The 17,758-nt window shown below is 71.9% G+C and carries 17 protein-coding genes; 8 read left to right on the top strand and 9 right to left on the bottom strand.

The window, feature by feature from the left end; all coding sequences use genetic code 11:
- Nucleotides 1–184: 184 nt before the first annotated feature.
- The gene (locus RL72_RS02985; protein WP_082071993.1) at nucleotides 185–3,883 is read left to right on the top strand and encodes a multifunctional oxoglutarate decarboxylase/oxoglutarate dehydrogenase thiamine pyrophosphate-binding subunit/dihydrolipoyllysine-residue succinyltransferase subunit; all 3,699 of its coding nucleotides are present in this window, start codon (nucleotides 185–187) and stop codon (nucleotides 3,881–3,883) included.
- 10 nt (nucleotides 3,884–3,893) lie between these two features.
- Here RL72_RS02985 and RL72_RS02990 read toward each other — a convergent pair whose 3' ends face one another.
- The 4 genes from RL72_RS02990 to RL72_RS03005 are packed head-to-tail and all read right to left on the bottom strand — an operon-like array spanning nucleotide 3,894 to nucleotide 7,544.
- Entirely contained in the window at nucleotides 3,894–5,234 is a 1,341-nt protein-coding gene (locus RL72_RS02990; protein WP_045249326.1) for an APC family permease, read from the bottom strand.
- A gap of 29 nt (nucleotides 5,235–5,263) precedes the next feature.
- Nucleotides 5,264–6,568, bottom strand: a complete 1,305-nt coding sequence (locus RL72_RS02995) for a GNAT family N-acetyltransferase (protein ID WP_045249327.1) — start codon at nucleotides 6,566–6,568, stop codon at nucleotides 5,264–5,266.
- A gap of 59 nt (nucleotides 6,569–6,627) precedes the next feature.
- The gene (locus RL72_RS03000) at nucleotides 6,628–6,873 is read right to left on the bottom strand and encodes a zf-HC2 domain-containing protein (protein ID WP_045249328.1); all 246 of its coding nucleotides are present in this window, start codon (nucleotides 6,871–6,873) and stop codon (nucleotides 6,628–6,630) included.
- Nucleotides 6,870–7,544, bottom strand: coding sequence for a sigma-70 family RNA polymerase sigma factor (locus tag RL72_RS03005; protein WP_082071995.1), 675 nt, complete (start codon nucleotides 7,542–7,544; stop codon nucleotides 6,870–6,872). The genes RL72_RS03000 and RL72_RS03005 overlap by 4 nt, the downstream gene beginning before the upstream one ends.
- Before the next feature lie 63 nt (nucleotides 7,545–7,607).
- Here RL72_RS03005 and aroA point away from each other — a divergent pair, with 63 nt between their 5' ends.
- Genes aroA through bcp form a run of 3 tightly spaced genes read left to right on the top strand, consistent with a single transcriptional unit; the run spans nucleotide 7,608 to nucleotide 10,523 of the window.
- Nucleotides 7,608–8,945, top strand: a complete 1,338-nt coding sequence (gene aroA / locus RL72_RS03010) for a 3-phosphoshikimate 1-carboxyvinyltransferase (RefSeq protein WP_045249329.1) — start codon at nucleotides 7,608–7,610, stop codon at nucleotides 8,943–8,945.
- Nucleotides 8,942–10,009 (top strand): ribosome small subunit-dependent GTPase A, encoded by a 1,068-nt coding sequence (rsgA, locus tag RL72_RS03015; protein WP_045249330.1) that lies wholly within the window; start codon nucleotides 8,942–8,944, stop codon nucleotides 10,007–10,009. Before aroA ends, rsgA begins: the two co-directional genes overlap by 4 nt.
- A 37-nt stretch (nucleotides 10,010–10,046) precedes the next feature.
- Nucleotides 10,047–10,523, top strand: coding sequence for a thioredoxin-dependent thiol peroxidase (gene bcp / locus RL72_RS03020; protein ID WP_045249331.1), 477 nt, complete (start codon nucleotides 10,047–10,049; stop codon nucleotides 10,521–10,523).
- Between the two features lie 17 nt (nucleotides 10,524–10,540).
- Here the strand turns inward: bcp and RL72_RS03025 are convergent, their stop codons facing one another.
- A complete protein-coding gene (locus tag RL72_RS03025; protein WP_045249332.1) occupies nucleotides 10,541–10,954 on the bottom strand; it encodes a hypothetical protein in 414 nt (137 codons plus the stop codon).
- Between the two features lie 252 nt (nucleotides 10,955–11,206).
- Here RL72_RS03025 and RL72_RS03030 point away from each other — a divergent pair, with 252 nt between their 5' ends.
- Complete coding sequence (locus tag RL72_RS03030) at nucleotides 11,207–11,455, top strand: WhiB family transcriptional regulator (RefSeq protein WP_045249333.1); 249 nt, start codon at nucleotides 11,207–11,209, stop codon at nucleotides 11,453–11,455.
- A 75-nt stretch (nucleotides 11,456–11,530) separates the two neighbouring features.
- Here the strand turns inward: RL72_RS03030 and RL72_RS03035 are convergent, their stop codons facing one another.
- Complete coding sequence (locus RL72_RS03035) at nucleotides 11,531–13,021, bottom strand: sensor histidine kinase (RefSeq protein ID WP_045249334.1); 1,491 nt, start codon at nucleotides 13,019–13,021, stop codon at nucleotides 11,531–11,533.
- A gap of 60 nt (nucleotides 13,022–13,081) precedes the next feature.
- The gene (locus tag RL72_RS03040; protein WP_428838616.1) at nucleotides 13,082–13,465 is read right to left on the bottom strand and encodes an Rv3235 family protein; all 384 of its coding nucleotides are present in this window, start codon (nucleotides 13,463–13,465) and stop codon (nucleotides 13,082–13,084) included.
- A 135-nt stretch (nucleotides 13,466–13,600) separates the two neighbouring features.
- Between RL72_RS03040 and RL72_RS03045 the strand changes: the two genes are divergently transcribed.
- Entirely contained in the window at nucleotides 13,601–14,197 is a 597-nt protein-coding gene (locus RL72_RS03045; protein WP_045249336.1) for a hypothetical protein, read from the top strand.
- Between the two features lie 51 nt (nucleotides 14,198–14,248).
- Here RL72_RS03045 and RL72_RS03050 read toward each other — a convergent pair whose 3' ends face one another.
- Nucleotides 14,249–14,527: a helix-turn-helix domain-containing protein gene (locus RL72_RS03050; protein WP_045249337.1), complete on the bottom strand. Its 279-nt coding sequence runs from the start codon at nucleotides 14,525–14,527 to the stop codon at nucleotides 14,249–14,251.
- A gap of 97 nt (nucleotides 14,528–14,624) precedes the next feature.
- Between RL72_RS03050 and RL72_RS03055 the strand changes: the two genes are divergently transcribed.
- Nucleotides 14,625–15,185, top strand: coding sequence for an SAF domain-containing protein (locus tag RL72_RS03055; protein ID WP_248700358.1), 561 nt, complete (start codon nucleotides 14,625–14,627; stop codon nucleotides 15,183–15,185).
- 43 nt (nucleotides 15,186–15,228) lie between these two features.
- A complete protein-coding gene (locus tag RL72_RS03060) occupies nucleotides 15,229–16,476 on the top strand; it encodes a CpaE/TadZ family protein (protein ID WP_052674147.1) in 1,248 nt (415 codons plus the stop codon).
- Nucleotides 16,477–16,500: 24 nt separating this feature from the next.
- Here RL72_RS03060 and RL72_RS03065 read toward each other — a convergent pair whose 3' ends face one another.
- A complete protein-coding gene (locus RL72_RS03065) occupies nucleotides 16,501–17,724 on the bottom strand; it encodes a pyridoxal phosphate-dependent aminotransferase (RefSeq protein WP_045249338.1) in 1,224 nt (407 codons plus the stop codon).
- Nucleotides 17,725–17,758 lie beyond the last annotated feature (34 nt).

Consider the following 17,758-nt stretch of genomic DNA (forward strand, 5'->3'; position numbering starts at 1 on the left):
CGCACGCCGGATCCCCCACGGAGCCGGTGCGCGGACCAGTCCGGATCCGACCCGCCGCAACAGCGCTCAAGGGGCCCGCGATGCGCCCTCGACAGGTTAGGCTTGACACCCGGATGAGTGGCCATACCCGGAGACCACCGGGGACGGATCCCACCGATTCAGCGATGAAAGAGGGCGATCGAGCGTGTCGAGCCAGGTGACCGGCGTCGGGACTTCTGGAGATGGAGAGTTCGGGGCCAATTCCTGGCTCGTCGACGAGCTGTACGAGCAGTTCAAGGTCGATCGCAACTCCGTCGACAAGGAGTGGTGGCCGGTTCTCGAGAACTACCGTCCGTCCGACGCTCCCGCTGCCGCCCCCGCTGCTCCGGCCATGCCCCATTCGGCGGCGCCTGCCGCGGCGCCCGCCGCGCATCCGGTGACGGCGCCCATCCCGGTGATCGGCCAGCAGCCGGTCGCCCGCACCACGACCAAGCCGGCGCGTCAGGCGCCGATCCCCGCCCAGGCGCAGGACCGCGCGACGGGCGAGGCCGGCGCCGAGCAGCACGAGGACGTCGTGACGCCGCTGCGCGGCATGCCCAAGACCCTCGCGGCGAACATGGACGAGTCGCTGACCGTCCCGACCGCGACGAGCGTGCGCACGGTCCCCGCCAAGCTGATGATCGACAACCGCATCGTCATCAACAACCACATGTCCCGCACCCGCGGCGGCAAGGTGAGCTTCACCCACCTCATCGGCTGGGCGCTGATCCAGGCGATCAAGGAGTTCCCGAGCCAGAACGTCTACTACGCGGAGGTCGACGGCAAGCCCAGCGTCGTCGCCCCCGCGCACGTCAACCTCGGTATCGCGATCGACATCCCCAAGCCCGACGGCACCCGCGCCCTGCTCGTCCCGTCCATAAAGCGCGCCGAGACGCTGACCTTCAGCGAGTACCTCTCCGCGTACGAGGACCTGGTCACCCGCGCCCGCGGCAACAAGCTGACGGCCGCCGACTTCCAGGGCACCACGCTCTCCCTCACCAACCCCGGCGGCATCGGCACCGTGCACTCGGTCCCCCGCCTGATGAAGGGGCAGGGCTGCATCATCGGCGCCGGCGCGCTCGAGTACCCGGCCGAGTTCCAGGGCTCGAGCCAGAAGACGCTCGACGTGCTCGGCATCGGCAAGACCATCACGCTCACCAGCACCTACGATCACCGCGTGATCCAGGGCGCCGGATCCGGCGAGTTCCTCAAGAAGGTGCACGAGCTGCTGATCGGCGAACGCGGCTTCTACGAGAGCATCTTCCGCGCGCTGCGGATCCCCTACGCGCCGATCCGCTGGAACAAGGACATCGCGGTCGACCTGGCCGAGCGTATCGACAAGACCGCCCGCGTGCAGGAGCTCATCAACTCCTACCGCGTGCGCGGCCACCTGATGGCCGACATCGACCCGCTCGAGTACGTGCAGCGCACGCACCCCGACCTCGAGATCGAGACGCACGGGCTGACCTTCTGGGACCTCGACCGCGAGTTCGTCACGAACGGCTTCGGCGGGCACCGCCAGCTCAAGCTGCGCGAGATCCTCGGGGTGCTCCGCGACTCGTACTGCCGCACGATCGGCATCGAGTACATGCACATCCAGGATCCGGAGCAGCGCCGCTGGTTCCAGGACAAGGTCGAGGTCAAGTACGTCAAGCCCGGCCACGATGAGCAGCTGCGCGTGCTCAGCAAGCTCAACGAGGCCGAGGCCTTCGAGACGTTCCTGCAGACGAAGTACGTCGGCCAGAAGCGCTTCTCGCTCGAGGGCGCGGAGTCGCTCGTGCCGCTACTGGACGAGATCCTGCAGGGTGCGGCCGGCGCGGGCCTGGACGGCGCCGCGATCGGCATGGCGCACCGCGGCCGCCTCAACGTCCTCGCGAACATCGCGGGCAAGACGTACGGACAGGTGTTCCGCGAGTTCGAGGGATCCACCCTCCCGGGCAACCAGCGCGGCTCCGGCGACGTCAAGTACCACCTGGGCAAGGAGGGCACCTTCGTCGCCGACGACGGCGCCGAGCTGCCGATCCTCCTCGCCGCGAACCCGTCGCACCTGGAGACCGTGGACGGCGTACTCGAGGGCATCGCGCGCGCCAAGCAGGACCGCAAGCCGATCGGCACCTTCACCTGGCTGCCCATCCTCGTGCACGGCGACGCGGCCTTCGCCGGCCAGGGCGTCGTCGTCGAGACCCTGCAGATGTCGCAGCTGCGCGGCTACCGCACCGGCGGCACCGTGCACGTGGTCGTCAACAACCAGGTCGGATTCACGACCCTGCCGAACGACTCGCGCACCTCGGTGTACGCCACCGACGTCGCCAAGACGATCCAGGCCCCCGTGCTGCACGTGAACGGCGACGACCCTGAGGCCGTCGTGCACGTCGCACAGCTCGCCTTCGAGTACCGCGAGCGGTTCCACCGCGACATCGTGATCGATCTGGTCTGCTACCGCCGCCGCGGGCACAACGAGGGCGACGACCCGTCGATGACGCAGCCGCTGATGACCGACCTGATCCAGGCCAAGCGCTCGGTGCGCAGCCTCTACACCGAGGCCCTCGTCGGCCGCGGCGACATCACCCAGGAGGAGTACGACCAGGCCAAGGCCGACTTCCAGAACCGCCTGGAGATCGCCTTCGCCGAGACCCACGCGGCCGAGACCGGCGCGACGCCGATCGCCCCCGACCTCCCGCCGGTCGATGAGCAGATCGGCACCCCCGAGGTCACCGGCGTGCCGCTCGAGGTCGTGCACCTCATCGGCGACGCGCACGCGAACAAGCCCGAGGGCTTCACCGTGCACCCGAAGCTGCAGCAGGCGATGGACAAGCGCGTCGACATGAGCCGCAACGGCGGCATCGACTGGGGCTTCGGCGAGCTGCTCGCCTTCGGATCGCTGCTCGTGGAGGGCACCCCGGTGCGCCTCGCCGGCCAGGACTCGCGCCGCGGCACGTTCGTGCAGCGCCACGCCGTCCTGCACGACCGCGCGAACGGCCAGGAGTGGTTGCCGCTGGCGAACCTCTCCGACAACCAGGCCCGGTTCTTCGTGTACGACTCGCTGCTCAGCGAGTACGCGGCTCTGGGCTTCGAGTACGGCTACTCGGTGGAGCGCCCCGAGGCGCTCGTGCTCTGGGAGGCGCAGTTCGGCGACTTCGTCAACGGCGCCCAGTCGGTCATCGACGAGTACATCTCGGCGGCCGAGCAGAAGTGGGGCCAGCAGTCGAGCGTCGTGCTGCTGCTGCCGCACGGCTACGAAGGCCAGGGACCCGACCACTCGTCGGCGCGCATGGAGCGCTTCCTGCAGCTGTGCGCGCAGGACAACATGACCGTCGCACGGCCGTCCACCCCGGCGAGCTACTTCCACCTGCTGCGCCGGCAGGCGTATGCGAAGCCGCGCAAGCCGCTCATCGTCTTCACCCCGAAGGCCATGCTGCGTCTGCGCGGTGCGACCAGCCCGGTGGAGGACTTCACGCAGGGCCGGTTCGAGACGGTGATCGACGACAGCCGCGAGCTGGACCGCAACGCCGTCAAGCGCGTCCTCTTCCACTCGGGCAAGGTGCACTGGGATCTGGTCGCCGAGCTGGAGAAGAACCCGAACCCGGAGATCGCCCTGGTGCGGGTCGAGCAGCTCTACCCCGTGCCGCTGCGCACGCTCAAGTCGATCGCCGACACCTACCCCAACGCCGAGATCGTGTGGGTGCAGGAGGAGCCGGAGAACCAGGGCGCCTGGCCGTTCCTCGCCCTGCACTTCCAGACCGTGCCGGGACCGCGGGTCGTGCGTCCGATCACCCGCCCGGCGTCGGCGGCGCCGTCGACGGGATCCTCCAAGGTGCACGCCGCGGAGCAGGCGGATCTGCTCTCCCGGGCGCTGACCCTCTGAGCGGTCCCGCTCACACCACCGACGCGGTGTCCCGGTTCTCCGGGGCACCGCGTCGTCGTTCCCGCCCGCGTCGCACCAGCGTCACGCCGACGGCGATGACAGCGACGACGGCCGGGACCACGAGCGCGATGCCCGCCAGGAGCAGCAGTCCGATCGTGCACACCGATGCGATGACCGCCATCCACCAGCCGGCCGTGCGCCGGGGCAGGATCCGGATGGCCGCGATCATGCCGATCGTGTACACGGCCACCATGCTCGCCGTGTGGATGAGGATGAACGGCTGCAGCTCGAAGCCCGTGGCCACGGCGACCGCGAAGTACCCGAGCACCAGCGCCATCGACAGCATCAGCGCACGCCGCGGGACGGCGCCGGACTCCGCTCCCCTCGCGAACCAGCGCGGCAGGTCGCCGTTGGAGGCGAGCGAGGCGCCCAGCTTGCCGAACGCCGCGAGATACACGTTGAGCACGCCGAGGGCCACGACGGCCGACACCACGCCGATGAGCGCGGGCGCCGCGCGCACCCCGCCCGCCTCCGCGAGGTCCAGCAGCACCACGTCGCCCTGCCCGGCGCGCTCTCCGAGCGCGCCGACCGTCACGACCTGCAGCGCGAGATAGCACCCGCCGGCGAGCACCAACGTGATCGCGGTCGCGAGCGGGATGGTGCGCCGGGGACGCGCGAACTCGCCGGAGATGTGCGTGCCGACCTCCCAGCCCGCGAACGCCCACACGAACATGACGATCGCCGTCCCCACCCCGCCCCAGCCGTGCGGGAGGAACGGCGTGAAGCTCTCCGGGCGCACGGCGGGCGCCGAGACCGCGACGACCACGACGACGATCGCGAGCAGCAGACCGGTGAGCACGAGCTGGAGCCAGCCGGTCAGCCGCACCCCGAACAGGTTCGCGACGAAGGGCACTACGAGGAAGCCGAGAGCGAGCCAGGGGATCCCCGACCTGTCGATGCCGACGACCGTCGCGATGTAGCGGGCGCCGAGGATGGCGACGACCGGTCCCCCGGCCGCGACGCCGAAGAGGAACCAGTAGCCGGTGGCGCGGGCGGCCGTGGGCCCGAGCGCCGTGCGCGCGTAGCTGGCGACGCCGCCCGGGTCGGGGTGGCGGGCGGCGAGCGCCGCGAAGGCGCCGGCCAGCGGCACGGCGAGCACGGTGATCACCCCGACCGCGACCAGGCTGGCGGGCCCCGCCGTCTTCGCGGCCAGCCCGGGAAGCACCAGCAGGCCCGTGCCCAGCACGGACGCGAGATAGAGCGCGATGCCCTGCGCGAGCCCCAGCCCACCCGGCCGGAGAAGGCCGCGATCGGCGTCGTCGGATCCCTCGGCGGGACGCAGTGCGGTCATGCCCTCACGCTAGCGACGGGCACGGACGTTCAGTACCAGATGGTGAGCGCGGGCGCGACGGCGCACGCGAAGGCGTCCTGGACGGCCGCGGCGACCTCAGCGGACGCGGAGATCCGGCCGGCCGCGCGGAGCGTCGTGGCGCTCACTCCGCCCAGATACAGCGAGGACAGGGCGTCCACGCCGAGCACGAGATCCGGCGCGTCGGTCGTCACCTCGACGATGGCCCGCCCGTCCGATCCGATCCGCAGACGCCAGGAGCCGTCCGCGAGCCCGAGCGGGTCGGACACGCGCAGCACGAGCTCGAGGGGCGCGCGGTATGTCCGTGCGGCGAGGGCGGCCGGCACGTCCAGGATGCGCAGCCAGCCGTGGTCGTGCACGGTGTTCTGCACGGCGCGCTGGTTCGCGACCAGCCACGGCAGCGGATCGTCGACCGGCCGGAGATCGGCGTGCACGTCGCGCACGAGATCGTGGTTGACCGCGAACGCCCAGAGGGCGCGCAGAGCCTCGGGGGTCTCGGCATCGAGGTGGCGGATCGCGAGATCGGCGGCGAACTCGTCGTTCCGCTCGTCGAGCGTGTAGGCGAGCACGCCCCGCGTGACACCGTCGGCGTCGACGGCGCGCACTCCGCGCACGTGACGCGCGCGGTCGTCGCCCGGCACGAGCCCCGCCATCCGGCGCCAGCGCAGCGGCCAACCCGGCACATCGCCGACGCGGTCGAGACGGGCGCGCTCGTGCACCTCGTCGAGCGCCGCGATCAGGTCCTCCGGCTCGATGTACTCGACGGTGACGTCGTCGGCCGCCGGCAGGGAGATGCCGCCCGCGCGCCGCGCCTCCACCCGCAGCTTCGAGACGGGGACGGCGGGACCGAAGCCGTAGCGTCCGTAGATCGTCGCCTCGGTCGCGGTGAGCCCTGCCACGGGCACACCCGCCGACGCCGCCGCGCGCAACTCGCCCTCCAGGAGGTTGCGCGCGATGCCGCGCCGCCGATGCGTCGCCGCCACGGTGACCGCGCTGATCGCCCACAGGTCGATGCTCGCCCCGGATGCTCCGGGCACGGTCATCGGCGTCACCCAGGAGTCGACGGTCGCGACGGGCATGTCCGCGCCGGGCGCGTACACGCCCAGGTTGCGGCGTTCGCTCATCATCTCGCCCATCAGGCGGATCGTCTCGTCGTCCGGCTCCTTGTCCAGGAACCCCCGTGCGTCCGCGCGGGCGAAGCCGCGCCGCTGGCCGGGATCCGACATGTCCACGACGCGGTACTCCAGGCCGGAGGCGCTCAGACGCTCCTCCGAGACCGGGTCGGCGGGGACGTCACGGGCGTCGATGGCTGCCATGCCCCCAGCCTAACCACGGCGTCCGACACCGTGACGGCCGCGCGCGACGGCCCGGTGCGTCAGTGCACCGCGGCCTGGACGGCGCGCAGACGCGCCAGCACCTGATCGCGCAGCTCCTCGGGGGCGGTCTCCTTGCACGCCCGCGAGACGACCTCGGTCAGCGTGGTGGCGACCAGCGCCTCCTCCGCGCACGAGGCGCAGTTCTCGAGATGCTCGCGGATGTCGGAGTGCTCCGTCTTGCACATCTCGTTGCGGAGGTACTCCTCCAGGTCCTGCCGCGCCTTGGCGCATCCGCAGTCCGTCATTTCGTGCTCCTCGTGCCGGCCGCGGCGATGCCTCGCTCCGCGGCGTAGTCCGCCAGCAGCTCCCGCAGCATACGGCGCCCGCGGTGCAGGCGGCTCATGACGGTGCCGATGGGGGTCTTCATGATGTCGGCGATCTCCTGGTAGGCGAAGCCCTCGACGTCGGCGAGGTACACGGCCAGCCGGAAATCCTCCGGAACCGCCTGCAGGGCCTCCTTGACGACGGAGGCGGGCATGCGGTCGATCGCCTCGGCCTCGGCCGAGCGGCTGTGCGAGGCCGTGGTCGACTCGGCGCCGCCGAGCTGCCAGTCCTCGAGCTCGTCGATCGTGCCCTGGTAGGGCTCGCGCTGCCGCTTGCGATAGATGTTGATGTAGGTGTTCGTCAGGATCCGGTAGAGCCACGCCTTCAGGTTGGTGCCCTGAGTGAAGCTCGACCACGAGGCGAACGCCTTCACGAAGGTCTCCTGCACGAGGTCCGCGGCGTCGGACGGATTGCGTGTCATGCGCATGGCGGCGGCGTAGAGCTGATCCATGAAGGGGATCGCCTGCTCCTCGAATTCCCGGCGCGCGGAGGAGTCCGCGTCCGGCTGCGCGCCCAGCGGTGCCTGATCGTTCATCGCCAGCCAGTCTAGGCCGTCGACTTCACGGGGCACCCGCTCGAGCGTCGCCAGCATGAGCCCGTCCTTCTCCGTCTTCCCGCGGTCTCCGATCGGAGGCCTTCAGTAGGGTAGGAACCGATGAGCGCTTCGACGTATTCCCCCGCGCCGCGCGGCCGCTGGATCGCACCGCATGCCGCAGGCCCCCTGAGCGCGCGGCTGCGCGTCCCCGGATCCAAATCGCTCACGAATCGCGAGCTCCTCCTCGCGGCGATCGCCGACGGCCCGGGGCTCGTCACCGCGCCCCTGCACTCCGACGACTCCGCCCGCATGATCGATGCCCTGCGCGCGCTCGGCATCGGCGTGGAGGAACAGGACGGGACCGGCGACTTCGGGCCCGACCTGAGGATCACCCCGGGGCGGCTGACCGGTGGCGGCACCGTCGACTGCGGTCAGGCCGGCACCGTCATGCGCTTCATCGCCCCCCTCGCGGGCCTGGCCGACGGAGACGTCCTGCTCACGGCGCACGAGACCGCCCTGCACCGGCCGATGGGCGCCATGATCCACGCGCTGCGCGATCTCGGCGTGGATGTCGAGGACCACGGCAGCTGGTCGCTGCCGTTCACCATCCGCGGACGGGGCCACATCCGCGGCGGCCGGGTGGAGATCGACGCGTCCGCGTCGAGCCAGTTCGTCTCGGGGCTGCTGCTCGCCGCCCCGCGCTTCGACGTGGGCCTGCACCTCGTGCACACCGGCGAGCGGCTGCCCAGCATGCCGCACATCGACATGACCGTGGAGACCCTGACGCGCCGCGGGATCAAGGTCACGCGGCCCGGTCCGGGCGAGTGGATGGTCGAGGCCGGCGTGCCGCGGGCCCGCGAGACCGCGATCGAGCCCGACCTGTCCAACGCGGCGCCGTTCCTCGCCGCGGCCCTCGTCCTGGGCGGCGAGGTGTCGATCGCCGGCTGGCCGACCCGCTCCACGCAGCCGGGCGCCCTGCTTCCCGAGCTGCTGGGCGCCCTCGGCGCAGAGGTGCACCGCGCGGGCGACGTGCTCACCGTGCGCGGCACCGGCCGCATCCGCGGCGGCGAGTTCGACCTGTCCCCCGTCGGCGAGCTCGCACCGACCGTCGTCGGACTCGCGGCGCTGGCCGAAGCGCCGACGAGGATCACGGGGATCGGGCACATCCGCCTGCACGAGACCGACCGCATCGCCGCGCTCGCCGGAAACCTGCGCGCGCTGGGCGGCGAGGCGGAGGAGCTCGAGGACGGCATCAGGATCGTGCCGGCCGATCTGCACGGAGGCACCTGGCCCGCACACCACGACCACCGGATGGCGACGACGGGGGCGCTCATCGGCCTGCGCGTGCCGGGTGTCGAGATCGACGAGATCGGCACCACCGCGAAGACGCTCCCCGAGTTCACGCAGCTCTGGGAGCGCCTGCTGGCGAGCCGCACCCCAGGGAGCGAGACGGCGTGAGCTGGCTGGACGACGACGGCGACGACGACCTCGACGACTTCGACGAGTCGCAGATCCGGATGCGTCCCAACCCGAAGGCGAACCGGCCCCGCACCAAGCGCCGCCCGGCGCACACCGATGCGGAGATCGGGCGCGTGCTGGGCGTCGACCGCGGACGCTATGCAGTGCTGCTCGGCGAGGGCACCGACGACGAGCGCACGATCACCGCCGCCAGGGCGCGGGAGCTCCGCCGCACCCCGATCGTCACCGGCGACGCGGCGCGCGTGGTGGGCGACGTCACGGGCGAGGACGGCACCCTGGGGCGGATCGTCGGGATCCTGGAGCGCTCCTCGCTGCTGCGCCGCAGCGCCGACGACACCGATCAGGTGGAGCGCGTCATCGTCGCCAACGCCGATCAGATGCTCATCGTGGTGGCGGCCGCGGATCCGGAGCCGCGTGAGCGCCTGGTCGACCGCTACCTGGTGGCCGCGCTGGACGCCGGGATCCGACCGCTGCTCGTGGTCACCAAGACGGACCTGGCGGATCCCTCCGAGTTCCTCACGCACTTCGACGGACTCGATCTGGAGGTGTTCACGAGCGCACAGGGCGAGATGCCGGTCGACGAGATCGGCGCGGCGCTCATCGGGCACTCCACGGTCTTCGTGGGGCACTCCGGCGTCGGCAAGTCCACGCTCGTCAACGCCTTGGTGCCCGGGGCGGGCCGCGCGACCGGCCATGTGAACGAGGTGACGGGACGCGGCCGGCACACCTCCTCGTCCACGGTGTCGCTGCGCTATGTGGCGCCCGCGCTCGCACCCGGTGCCCCGCTCGGCTCCGGATGGGTCATCGACACCCCTGGTGTGCGCTCCTTCGGCCTCGGCCACGTGGATCCGCAGAACATCCTGGCCGCGTTCACCGAGCTCGCCGCGATCGCGGAGAACTGCCCGCGCGGCTGCACGCACCTCCCCGACGCCGAGGACTGCGCGCTCAACGAGGCCGCCGCGGACGGCGCCCTCGGGGATGCGGGCCTGGCGCGCCTGGAGTCCCTGCAGCGGCTGCTGGCGACCTTCGCCGACAAGCGCTGACCGGATCCGTTCCCCCGCCGACCGGTAGCCTGGAGGGGTGACTGCACAGCGCCTCGAACCCGGCAACACCGCCCCCGACTTCACCCTCCAGGATCAGGACGGCGCGTCCGTCTCCCTGCACGACCTGCGCGGGCGGAAGGTCATCCTCTACTTCTACCCGGCGGCGATGACCCCGGGCTGCACGACCGAGGCCTGCGACTTCCGCGACAGCCTGGCCTCGCTGCAGGGAGCCGGGTATGCGGTGCTGGGCGTCTCCCGCGACGACGTGGCGAAGCTGAAGCAGTTCGCCGAGCGCGACGGGCTCTCGTTCCCGCTGCTCAGCGACGCCGATCTCGCCGTGCACCACGCCTACGGCGTCTGGGGCGAGAAGAAGAACTACGGCAAGGTCATCCAGGGCGTGATCCGCTCGACCTTCGTCATCGACGAGGACGGGGTCGTGGAGCACGCGCTGTACAACGTCAAGGCCACGGGGCACGTGGCCAGGATCCGCAAGCTGGTCGGTCTGACGGCCTGAGGCGCCGGCGGTCCGCCTCAGTCCTGTCCGGCGCCGGCGTCGTCGGCGTGCCGGCGCGCCTCGGCCCCCGCGCGTCGCGTCAGCACGAACAGCATCACGACGCCGAGCACGGCGGGGACCAGCAGCGACAGCACGAACACGGCGGGGAACGGGCGCACGCCGATCGCGCTGAGCGCCACCGCGATGGCCAGGATCTGCGCCACCATGCCGCCGCTGCGACCGAACGACCGGCCCCGCAGCACGGCGACGGCGAGCACGGCGAGCCCGGCGGCGCCGACGACGCTGAGCCCGATGAGGCCGAGCGCGGACGGCAGGGACGCCGCGTCCCCCGAGCTGAGGCCGAACACCTCGATGAGGGTGAGCACGAGCAGCGCGACCGCCTCCAGGGCGAGCAGCGCCGCCGCCGCGATGGTCAGACTCGACGGGCGCATGGTTGGTCTCCTGGAAGGTCTCGAGGGCGAGGCGGTTCGCGCGCGGTTCTCCGTCCGTTCACTCCCGGTCCAGAAAAACCTTGATCGTTCGCCTTTCATGTAAGAGAATAGATGACAGCCATGTGCTCCCACAGCGGCGTGGGGCGAGCATCCGCTCGCATCACCGATGGGCGTCGGCCCCCGAACGCCGCCTACGAACTCAGGGCACGCGAACGTCGCGCGCCCACGATATTTCCACACTGAGGAGCCCCCATGGATTGGCGCGACAAGGCCGCCTGCCTCACCGTCGACCCCGAGCTGTTCTTCCCCGTCGGGAACACCGGTCCGGCCGTCGATCAGATCGAGAAGGCGAAGGCCGTGTGCGCCCGCTGCACTGTCACCGAGGTCTGCCTGCAGTACGCCCTCGAGTCCAGCCAGGACTCGGGCGTGTGGGGCGGACTCAGCGAGGACGAGCGCCGCGCCCTCAAGCGCCGCGCCGCGCGCGCCCGTCGCGCCGGCTGACCGGCCGCACTTCTCTCGCGCAGACATCGAGTCGGCACGCCGAAGGTCCGCAGAGCGGACCGGGAACGTGCCGACTCAGCCGTTCACCCACCGCATCGGGATGTCGATCGTGACGGTCGTCCCTTCGCCGTCCGAGCCCTCCCAGACGATGGTTCCTCCGAGCTCACCCTGGATCAGGGTGCGGATGATCTGCGTGCCGAGCCCCTGACCGATCCGGCCCTCGGGCAGCCCGTGGCCGGTGTCGCGCACGGTCACCCTCAGATTCTCGTCGGTGCGCTGCGCCTCGATCGTGACGAGCCCCTCCTGGCCCGCCAGGCCGTGCTCGACCGCGTTCGTGACCACCTCGGTCAGCGCCAGCGCCAGCGGCGTCGCGTACTCGCTCGGAAGCACGCCGAACCGTCCGGTCGACTGGGTGCGCGCCCGCGTGTTGGGAGCCGAGGCCACCTCGGCGACGAGCTTGAGCACACGGGCGAAGACCTCGTCGAAGTCGACCTTCTGCGCCAGCCCTCCGGCGAGCGTGTCGTGCACGACGGCGATCGACTCCACCCGGCGCATGGCCTGGGTGAGCGCATCGCGCGCCTCCTCGGAGTGCGTGCGCCGGGCCTGGATCCGCAGCAGGGACGCGACCGTCTGCAGGTTGTTCTTCACGCGGTGGTGGATCTCGCGGATCGTCGCGTCCTTGGTGATGAGCTCCTGCTCCTGATGCCGCAGCTCGGACACGTCGCGGCACAGCACGATCGCGCCGATCCGGGTGCCGTGGTCCTTGAGAGGGATCGCGCGCAGCGACACCGTCACCCCCCGCGCCTCCACATCGGTGCGCCAGGGCGCACGACCGGTCACGACGACCGGCAGCGACTCGTCGACCTGCCGTGACGGCGGGACGATGCGCGTGGTCACCTCGACGAGCGACTCGCCCTCGAGCTCCTCGTCGAAGCCCATGCGGTTGAAGGCGCTCAGCGCATTCGGGCTCGCGAACGTCACGACGCCGTCGACGTCGATGCGGATGAGTCCGTCCGAGGCGCGCGGGGCGCCGCGCCGCGGCGACGTCGGGGCGGAGAGATCGGGGAACTCGCCCACGGAGATCATGCTGAACAGGTCGTCGGCGGCCTCGTTGAACGTGATCTGCTGCCGGGACGGCGTGCGCGCCTCACCGAGATTGGTGTGCCGGGTGAGCACCCCGATCGGGCGGGACCGCTCGCCGTCGCCGCCGTTCCTGCGGGCTCGGACGATCGGCACGGCCCTGACCCTGGTCGGGGTCTCCTCGAACCAGTCCGGGTTGGCGGAGTCGACGATCTCGGCCGTGTCGAACGCGCCCTGCACCTGGGTGCGCCACTGCGGCCGCACCCGCTCCCCCACGATGTCGCGGTAGAACAGCGTGGCCGCCCCGCTCGGGCGCGTGTGGGCGACCGCGATGAACGATCCGTCGGCACTGGCGATCCAGATCACGATGTCCGCGGAGGCGAGATCGGCCAGGAGCTGGCCGTCCCCGGCGAGACGGTGCAGCCATTCGACGTCTTCGTCGTCGAGGCAGCCCTGGGCCTGGGCGAGATCACTGAGTGTCGACACCCTGACAGCCTAGGGCGTGTCGGTCATGCGTCGCCTGCGCGCCGAGGCGTCGCACGGCCGTCAGAGGATGGCGAGAGAGGTGGCGCGCCAGCGCCGATCCAGCCCTTCCAGGCGCACCGCGACGGCACGGGCCCGTCCGGGCGTCTGCACGATCAGCGTCGCCTCGACGACCCCGTCGGCCGGCTCGCACACATGCGTCGACAGGATGCGGAAGACGGGCCGCGCCGGCACGACCCCGCGCGCGCTGCGCGCCCTGGTCGAGAGGTTCGCGCGGGCCGTCAGCGAGAGGAACGCGTCCTGGGAGAGCCAGCGGGCCAGCTGGTCGGCCTCGCGAACGCCGGCGAGCACTTCCAGCACCCCGCGCGTGAGGCTCTGCAGCAGCGGCGTGGGATCGGGCAGGTCCGCGCTCGGCGTGGGCTGCGGTGCGAAATCCTCGAGCGTCATCATCGGCGTTCCCCCTCTGCCGTCCGGATGGGCGTGCCTCGCATTCGAGCACGATCGAACGCCGCGCAGTGCGCGGGCGCCGAGGAATGTGGATAACCCGTATGCCGGTCTCGCCGCTCCCGTACGCTCGTCCGCATGGAATGGGACCGGCTCTTCGAGGACCTCGAGGATCAGATCGCCTCAGGCTGGGAAGCCGAACGCGCCGCACTCGACGCCGAGAACGAGCGGCTGCGGATCGCACGGCTCGAGCTGCGCACCCGGCTCACCGCGCTCGCCGCCGAGGGCTGCGTCGCGACCGCCGTGCTCGCCGACGCGACCCCGGTGCGCGGCCGCCTCCGCGCGGTGGGCGCGGACTGGACGGCGGTGCAGCCCCACGAGTCCGCGGGGCTGTCGCTGCTGCCCGAGCACGCGGTGGAGCTGTGGTCGCTCGACCACGGCGCACTGCTGGCCAGCGGCGTCGCCACCGAGCCGCTGTCCCCGCTGCGCGAGCGGATGACGTTCGGTTTCGTGCTGCGCGACCTCGCCCGGCGTCGCCGCGGGGTCACGCTGCGGACCCGCACCGGGGCGCTCCTCACCGGTACCATCGATCGCGCGGGCGCCGATCACCTGGATCTGGCGCTGCACGACGCCGGGGCCCCTCGACGGGCGCAGGCGGTCACCGGATTCCGCGTCGTGCCGTTCGCGTCGATCCTGGCGGTCGGCACCGACGTCCCACCGCCCGGGGTGCCCTGAACGCACGCCGCCCGTATGGTGCCGACCGGAGACTCCGTCGACGCGGCGGGGTCAGTCCGCGCGAACGATCGGAGGCCCCCACAGCTCGGGGAAGCTCGCCGCGTTCGCCTGCCGCCACAGCGCCCGGAGGCGCGCCTCCTCGGTCTGCTCCGCGAGATACTCGGCGATCGAGCCCTCTTCGACGCGCCAGGCGCCGGGAGCGCCCAGACGCGCTCCGCGCAGCCGGCCCTGCATGATCAGCTCGACGATCTCGCCCGCCTGCACGTCGAGGAGCTCGGCGACCTGCGCCACGGCGAGGTAGCGCGGCACAGGAGCGGATCCGTCGAACATGCCCCCATTGTGCTCCGCTCCCGGCGGAGCGTGGTGCGCCGCCCGGTGCTGTGGATAACTTTCCCGGCGGAGGATCCGATTCTGTGACCATGGCCCGATGAGCACCGCACGAGCAGGCCGCCGACCATGGGCCGATCTGCGCTTCTTCATCGGCCTCCTGCTGATCGCCCTGTCGGTCGCCGGGGTGTGGCTGATCGTGGGCGCCGCGAAGCAGACCAGCCCCGTCCTGCAGGCGGTGCGCACGATCGTCCCGGGCGAGCCGCTCACCTCGGCCGACGTGCGCGTGGTCGACGTCGCGCTCGGCGCGGCGGGGGCAGGCTACCTCACCCCAGCCGGGCTCGGCACGGGGAACATCGCGACGCGCACGATCGCCGACGGCGAGCTCGTCCCGACCTCCGCCGTGGCCGACGCCGATCAGGCGCGCACGACCTCGGTCGTCGTGCGCAGCACGGCGCCCGTCCCCGCCTCGATCCGGACCGGCTCGGTCGTGGAGCTGTGGGCCGCCGCGCCGCTGGCGGAGGGCAAGGGCTTCGCGGCGCCCCGCGTGCTGCTCTCCGAGGCGACCGTGTCCTCCGTCGACCGGGACGATGGTCCGCTCTCCACAAGGGCGACCACGCTCGAGCTCGTGGTGAGGTGGGCGAGGTGCTCGCCGCGCTGACGGACGCGTCCTCGCTCTCCGTCGTCCCGATCGGCGCCCGCTCGTGACCGCGGTGCTGCTGGCCGTCGCCGCCGCGCGGGCGGAGGCGCTCGCGGAGGAGCTGGAACTCGCCGGCATCGACGTGCTCCGCCGGATCCCGCCGGCGCACGTCGTCGGCCTCGCCGTGCGCGCGGACGAGCTCCGCGGAGCCGGCGCCCTCGTGATCCCCGCCGAACGGGCGTGCCTCAGCGGCGCACTGCGCGAGACCTGCGATCGCGCCGGCGTGCGGATCCTGGCGCTGGGCGACGGACCGGCCGCCGCCCGATTGACACGCCGTCACGGAATCGGGGATCCGCTGCCCGCTTCCGCCAGCGGATGGGACATCGCCGACGCCCTCCGCCCCCGAGGCGCCCCTGTCGTCCCGCCGCCGGATCCGGCAGCCGGGACGGCGCAGACAGGCCGCCTGATCACCGTGTGGGGGCCGCACGGAGCGCCGGGACGGAGCACCGTCGCGGTGCAGCTCGCCGCGCTCCTCGCCGGTGCGGACCGCGCCGTCGCGCTCGTCGACGCGGACACGCACGCGCCCGCGGTCGCGCTGCTGCTGGGTCTCACGGACGACGGCCCCGGCATCGCCGCCGCCTGCCGTCGCGCCGAGCTCGGTCTGCTGGACGGCGCCGAGCTCAGCCGCCTGGCCACGCCCGTCGAGACGTCCGGCGGCACGCTGGACGTCCTGGTCGGGATCAACCGCCCCGCGCGGTGGCCCGAGCTCTCCCCCGCACGTCTCCGAGGCGCCCTGGACGCATGCCGGCGCGGGAACATGCTCACCCTGGTCGACGTGTCCGCCTCGCTCGAAGCCGACGAGGAGATCGTGAGCGACCTGGACGGTCTGCGCCGCAACGCCGCGACGCTGACCGCCGTGCACAGCGCCGATCGGATCGTCGCGGTGGCGGCGGCCGACCCGCTCGGCATCGCGCGCTTCGTCCGCGGCTACGCCGACCTGCGCGCCGAGATCGGCGACGTCCCGGTCACGGTCGCCGTCAACAAAGTGCGCCCCGGACCCCTCGGCGTCGATGCGCGGGGACAGATCCGACGTGCGCTGGACCGCTTCTCGGCGATCCGCGACGTGCACTTCCTGCCCTACGACCAGCGCGCGCTGGACGCCGCGGCCCTGCACGCGCGCCCGGTCGCGGACGTGTCCGGGCGCTCCCCGTTCACGACCGCCGTCCGCGCGCTCGCCGCGAGCCTGCTGCGCGATGAGCAGGCGCCCGCCACGACGCGCAGGGCGCGACGCCGCGAGGCCGCCGCCGGGTGAGCGTCGGCGGCAGCCCCGTGGGCGCTACTGCCGGTAGCTCGCGAGGAAGTTGCCGAGGCGCTCGATCGCCTCGGTGATCACGCGCGGCTCGGGAAGCGTGACCACGCGCAGGTGATCGGGCGTCGGCCAGTTGAAGCCGGTGCCCTGCACCAGCAGGATCCGCTCGGCGACCAGCAGGTCGTAGATGAGCTTCGCGTCGTCGTGGATCTCGTGCACCTCGGGATCCAGCCGCGGGAACGCGTACAGCGCCCCGGCCGGCTTCACGCAGCTGACGCCCGGGATCGCCGAGAGCCCCTCCCAGGCGGCGTCGCGCTGCAGGTGCAGGCGGCCGCTGGGGGCGATCAGGGCCTCGATCGACTGCACGCCGCCGAGCGCCGCCTGCACCGCGTGCTGCGCCGGGACGTTCGGGCACAGGCGGGTCGAGGCGAGCAGCGTGATGCCCTCGATGAACCCCTTGGCGTGCTGCTGGGGCCCGGTGATGACGAGCCACCCCGAGCGGTATCCGGCGACACGGTAGGTCTTGGAGAGGCCGTTGAAGGTGAGGCACAGCAGGTCCGGGGCGAGCGTGGCGGTGGGGATGTGCTGCGCGTCGTCGAAGAGGATCCGGTCGTAGATCTCGTCGGACAGGAGCAGCAGATCGTTCTCCCTGGCGACCTGCACGATGCCCTGCAGCACCTCACGCGAGTACACCGCGCCGGTGGGGTTGTTGGGGTTGATCACGACGATCGCCTTGGTGCGGGGCGTGACCTTGGAGCGCAGGTCCTCCAGATCGGGGTTCCACCCGTTCTCCTCGTCGCACAGGTAGTGCACGGGCGTGCCGCCGGCGAGGCTCGTCATCGCCGTCCACAGCGGATAGTCGGGCGCCGGGATGAGCACTTCGTCGCCCTCGTCGAGCAGCGCCTGCATGGTCATCGTGATCAGCTCGGAGACGCCGTTTCCGAGGTAGACGTCCTCGGGGTCCACGAGCGGGAAGCCCTCCACCTGCTCGTACCGGCTCACCACGGCCCGGCGCGCCGAGATGATGCCCTTGCTCTCGCTGTACCCGTGCGCGGTGGGCAGCGTCGCGAGCATGTCGCGCACGATCTGCTGCGGAGCCTCGAACCCGAAGATGGCGGGGTTGCCCGTGTTCAGCTTGAGCACCGAGTGGCCTGCCGCCTCCAGCCGCGCCGCCTCGACAAGCGCGTTGCCGCGGATCTCGTACAGGACGTTCTTCAGCTTGGACGACTGGTCGAAGGTTCTCGGTGTCATTGCGAAAGCCTATCCGCCGATCGCGGGTGCCCTT

The organism is Microbacterium azadirachtae, from assembly GCF_000956545.1.
In the GTDB taxonomy this organism is placed as follows: Bacteria; Actinomycetota; Actinomycetes; order Actinomycetales; family Microbacteriaceae; genus Microbacterium; species Microbacterium azadirachtae.

Coding starts and splice junctions, on each gene's coding strand:
- RL72_RS02990 (WP_045249326.1), bottom strand. CDS start 5,234: ATGACCGCACTGCGTCCCGCCGAGGGATCCGACGACGCCGATCGCGGC.
- RL72_RS02995 (WP_045249327.1), bottom strand. CDS start 6,568: ATGGCAGCCATCGACGCCCGTGACGTCCCCGCCGACCCGGTCTCGGAG.
- RL72_RS03000 (WP_045249328.1), bottom strand. CDS start 6,873: ATGACGGACTGCGGATGCGCCAAGGCGCGGCAGGACCTGGAGGAGTAC.
- RL72_RS03005 (WP_082071995.1), bottom strand. CDS start 7,544: ATGCTGGCGACGCTCGAGCGGGTGCCCCGTGAAGTCGACGGCCTAGAC.
- aroA (WP_045249329.1), top strand. CDS start 7,608: ATGAGCGCTTCGACGTATTCCCCCGCGCCGCGCGGCCGCTGGATCGCA.
- RL72_RS03025 (WP_045249332.1), bottom strand. CDS start 10,954: ATGCGCCCGTCGAGTCTGACCATCGCGGCGGCGGCGCTGCTCGCCCTG.
- RL72_RS03030 (WP_045249333.1), top strand. CDS start 11,207: ATGGATTGGCGCGACAAGGCCGCCTGCCTCACCGTCGACCCCGAGCTG.
- RL72_RS03040 (WP_428838616.1), bottom strand. CDS start 13,465: ATGACGCTCGAGGATTTCGCACCGCAGCCCACGCCGAGCGCGGACCTG.
- RL72_RS03045 (WP_045249336.1), top strand. CDS start 13,601: ATGGAATGGGACCGGCTCTTCGAGGACCTCGAGGATCAGATCGCCTCA.
- RL72_RS03050 (WP_045249337.1), bottom strand. CDS start 14,527: ATGTTCGACGGATCCGCTCCTGTGCCGCGCTACCTCGCCGTGGCGCAG.
- RL72_RS03055 (WP_248700358.1), top strand. CDS start 14,625: ATGAGCACCGCACGAGCAGGCCGCCGACCATGGGCCGATCTGCGCTTC.
- RL72_RS03065 (WP_045249338.1), bottom strand. CDS start 17,724: ATGACACCGAGAACCTTCGACCAGTCGTCCAAGCTGAAGAACGTCCTG.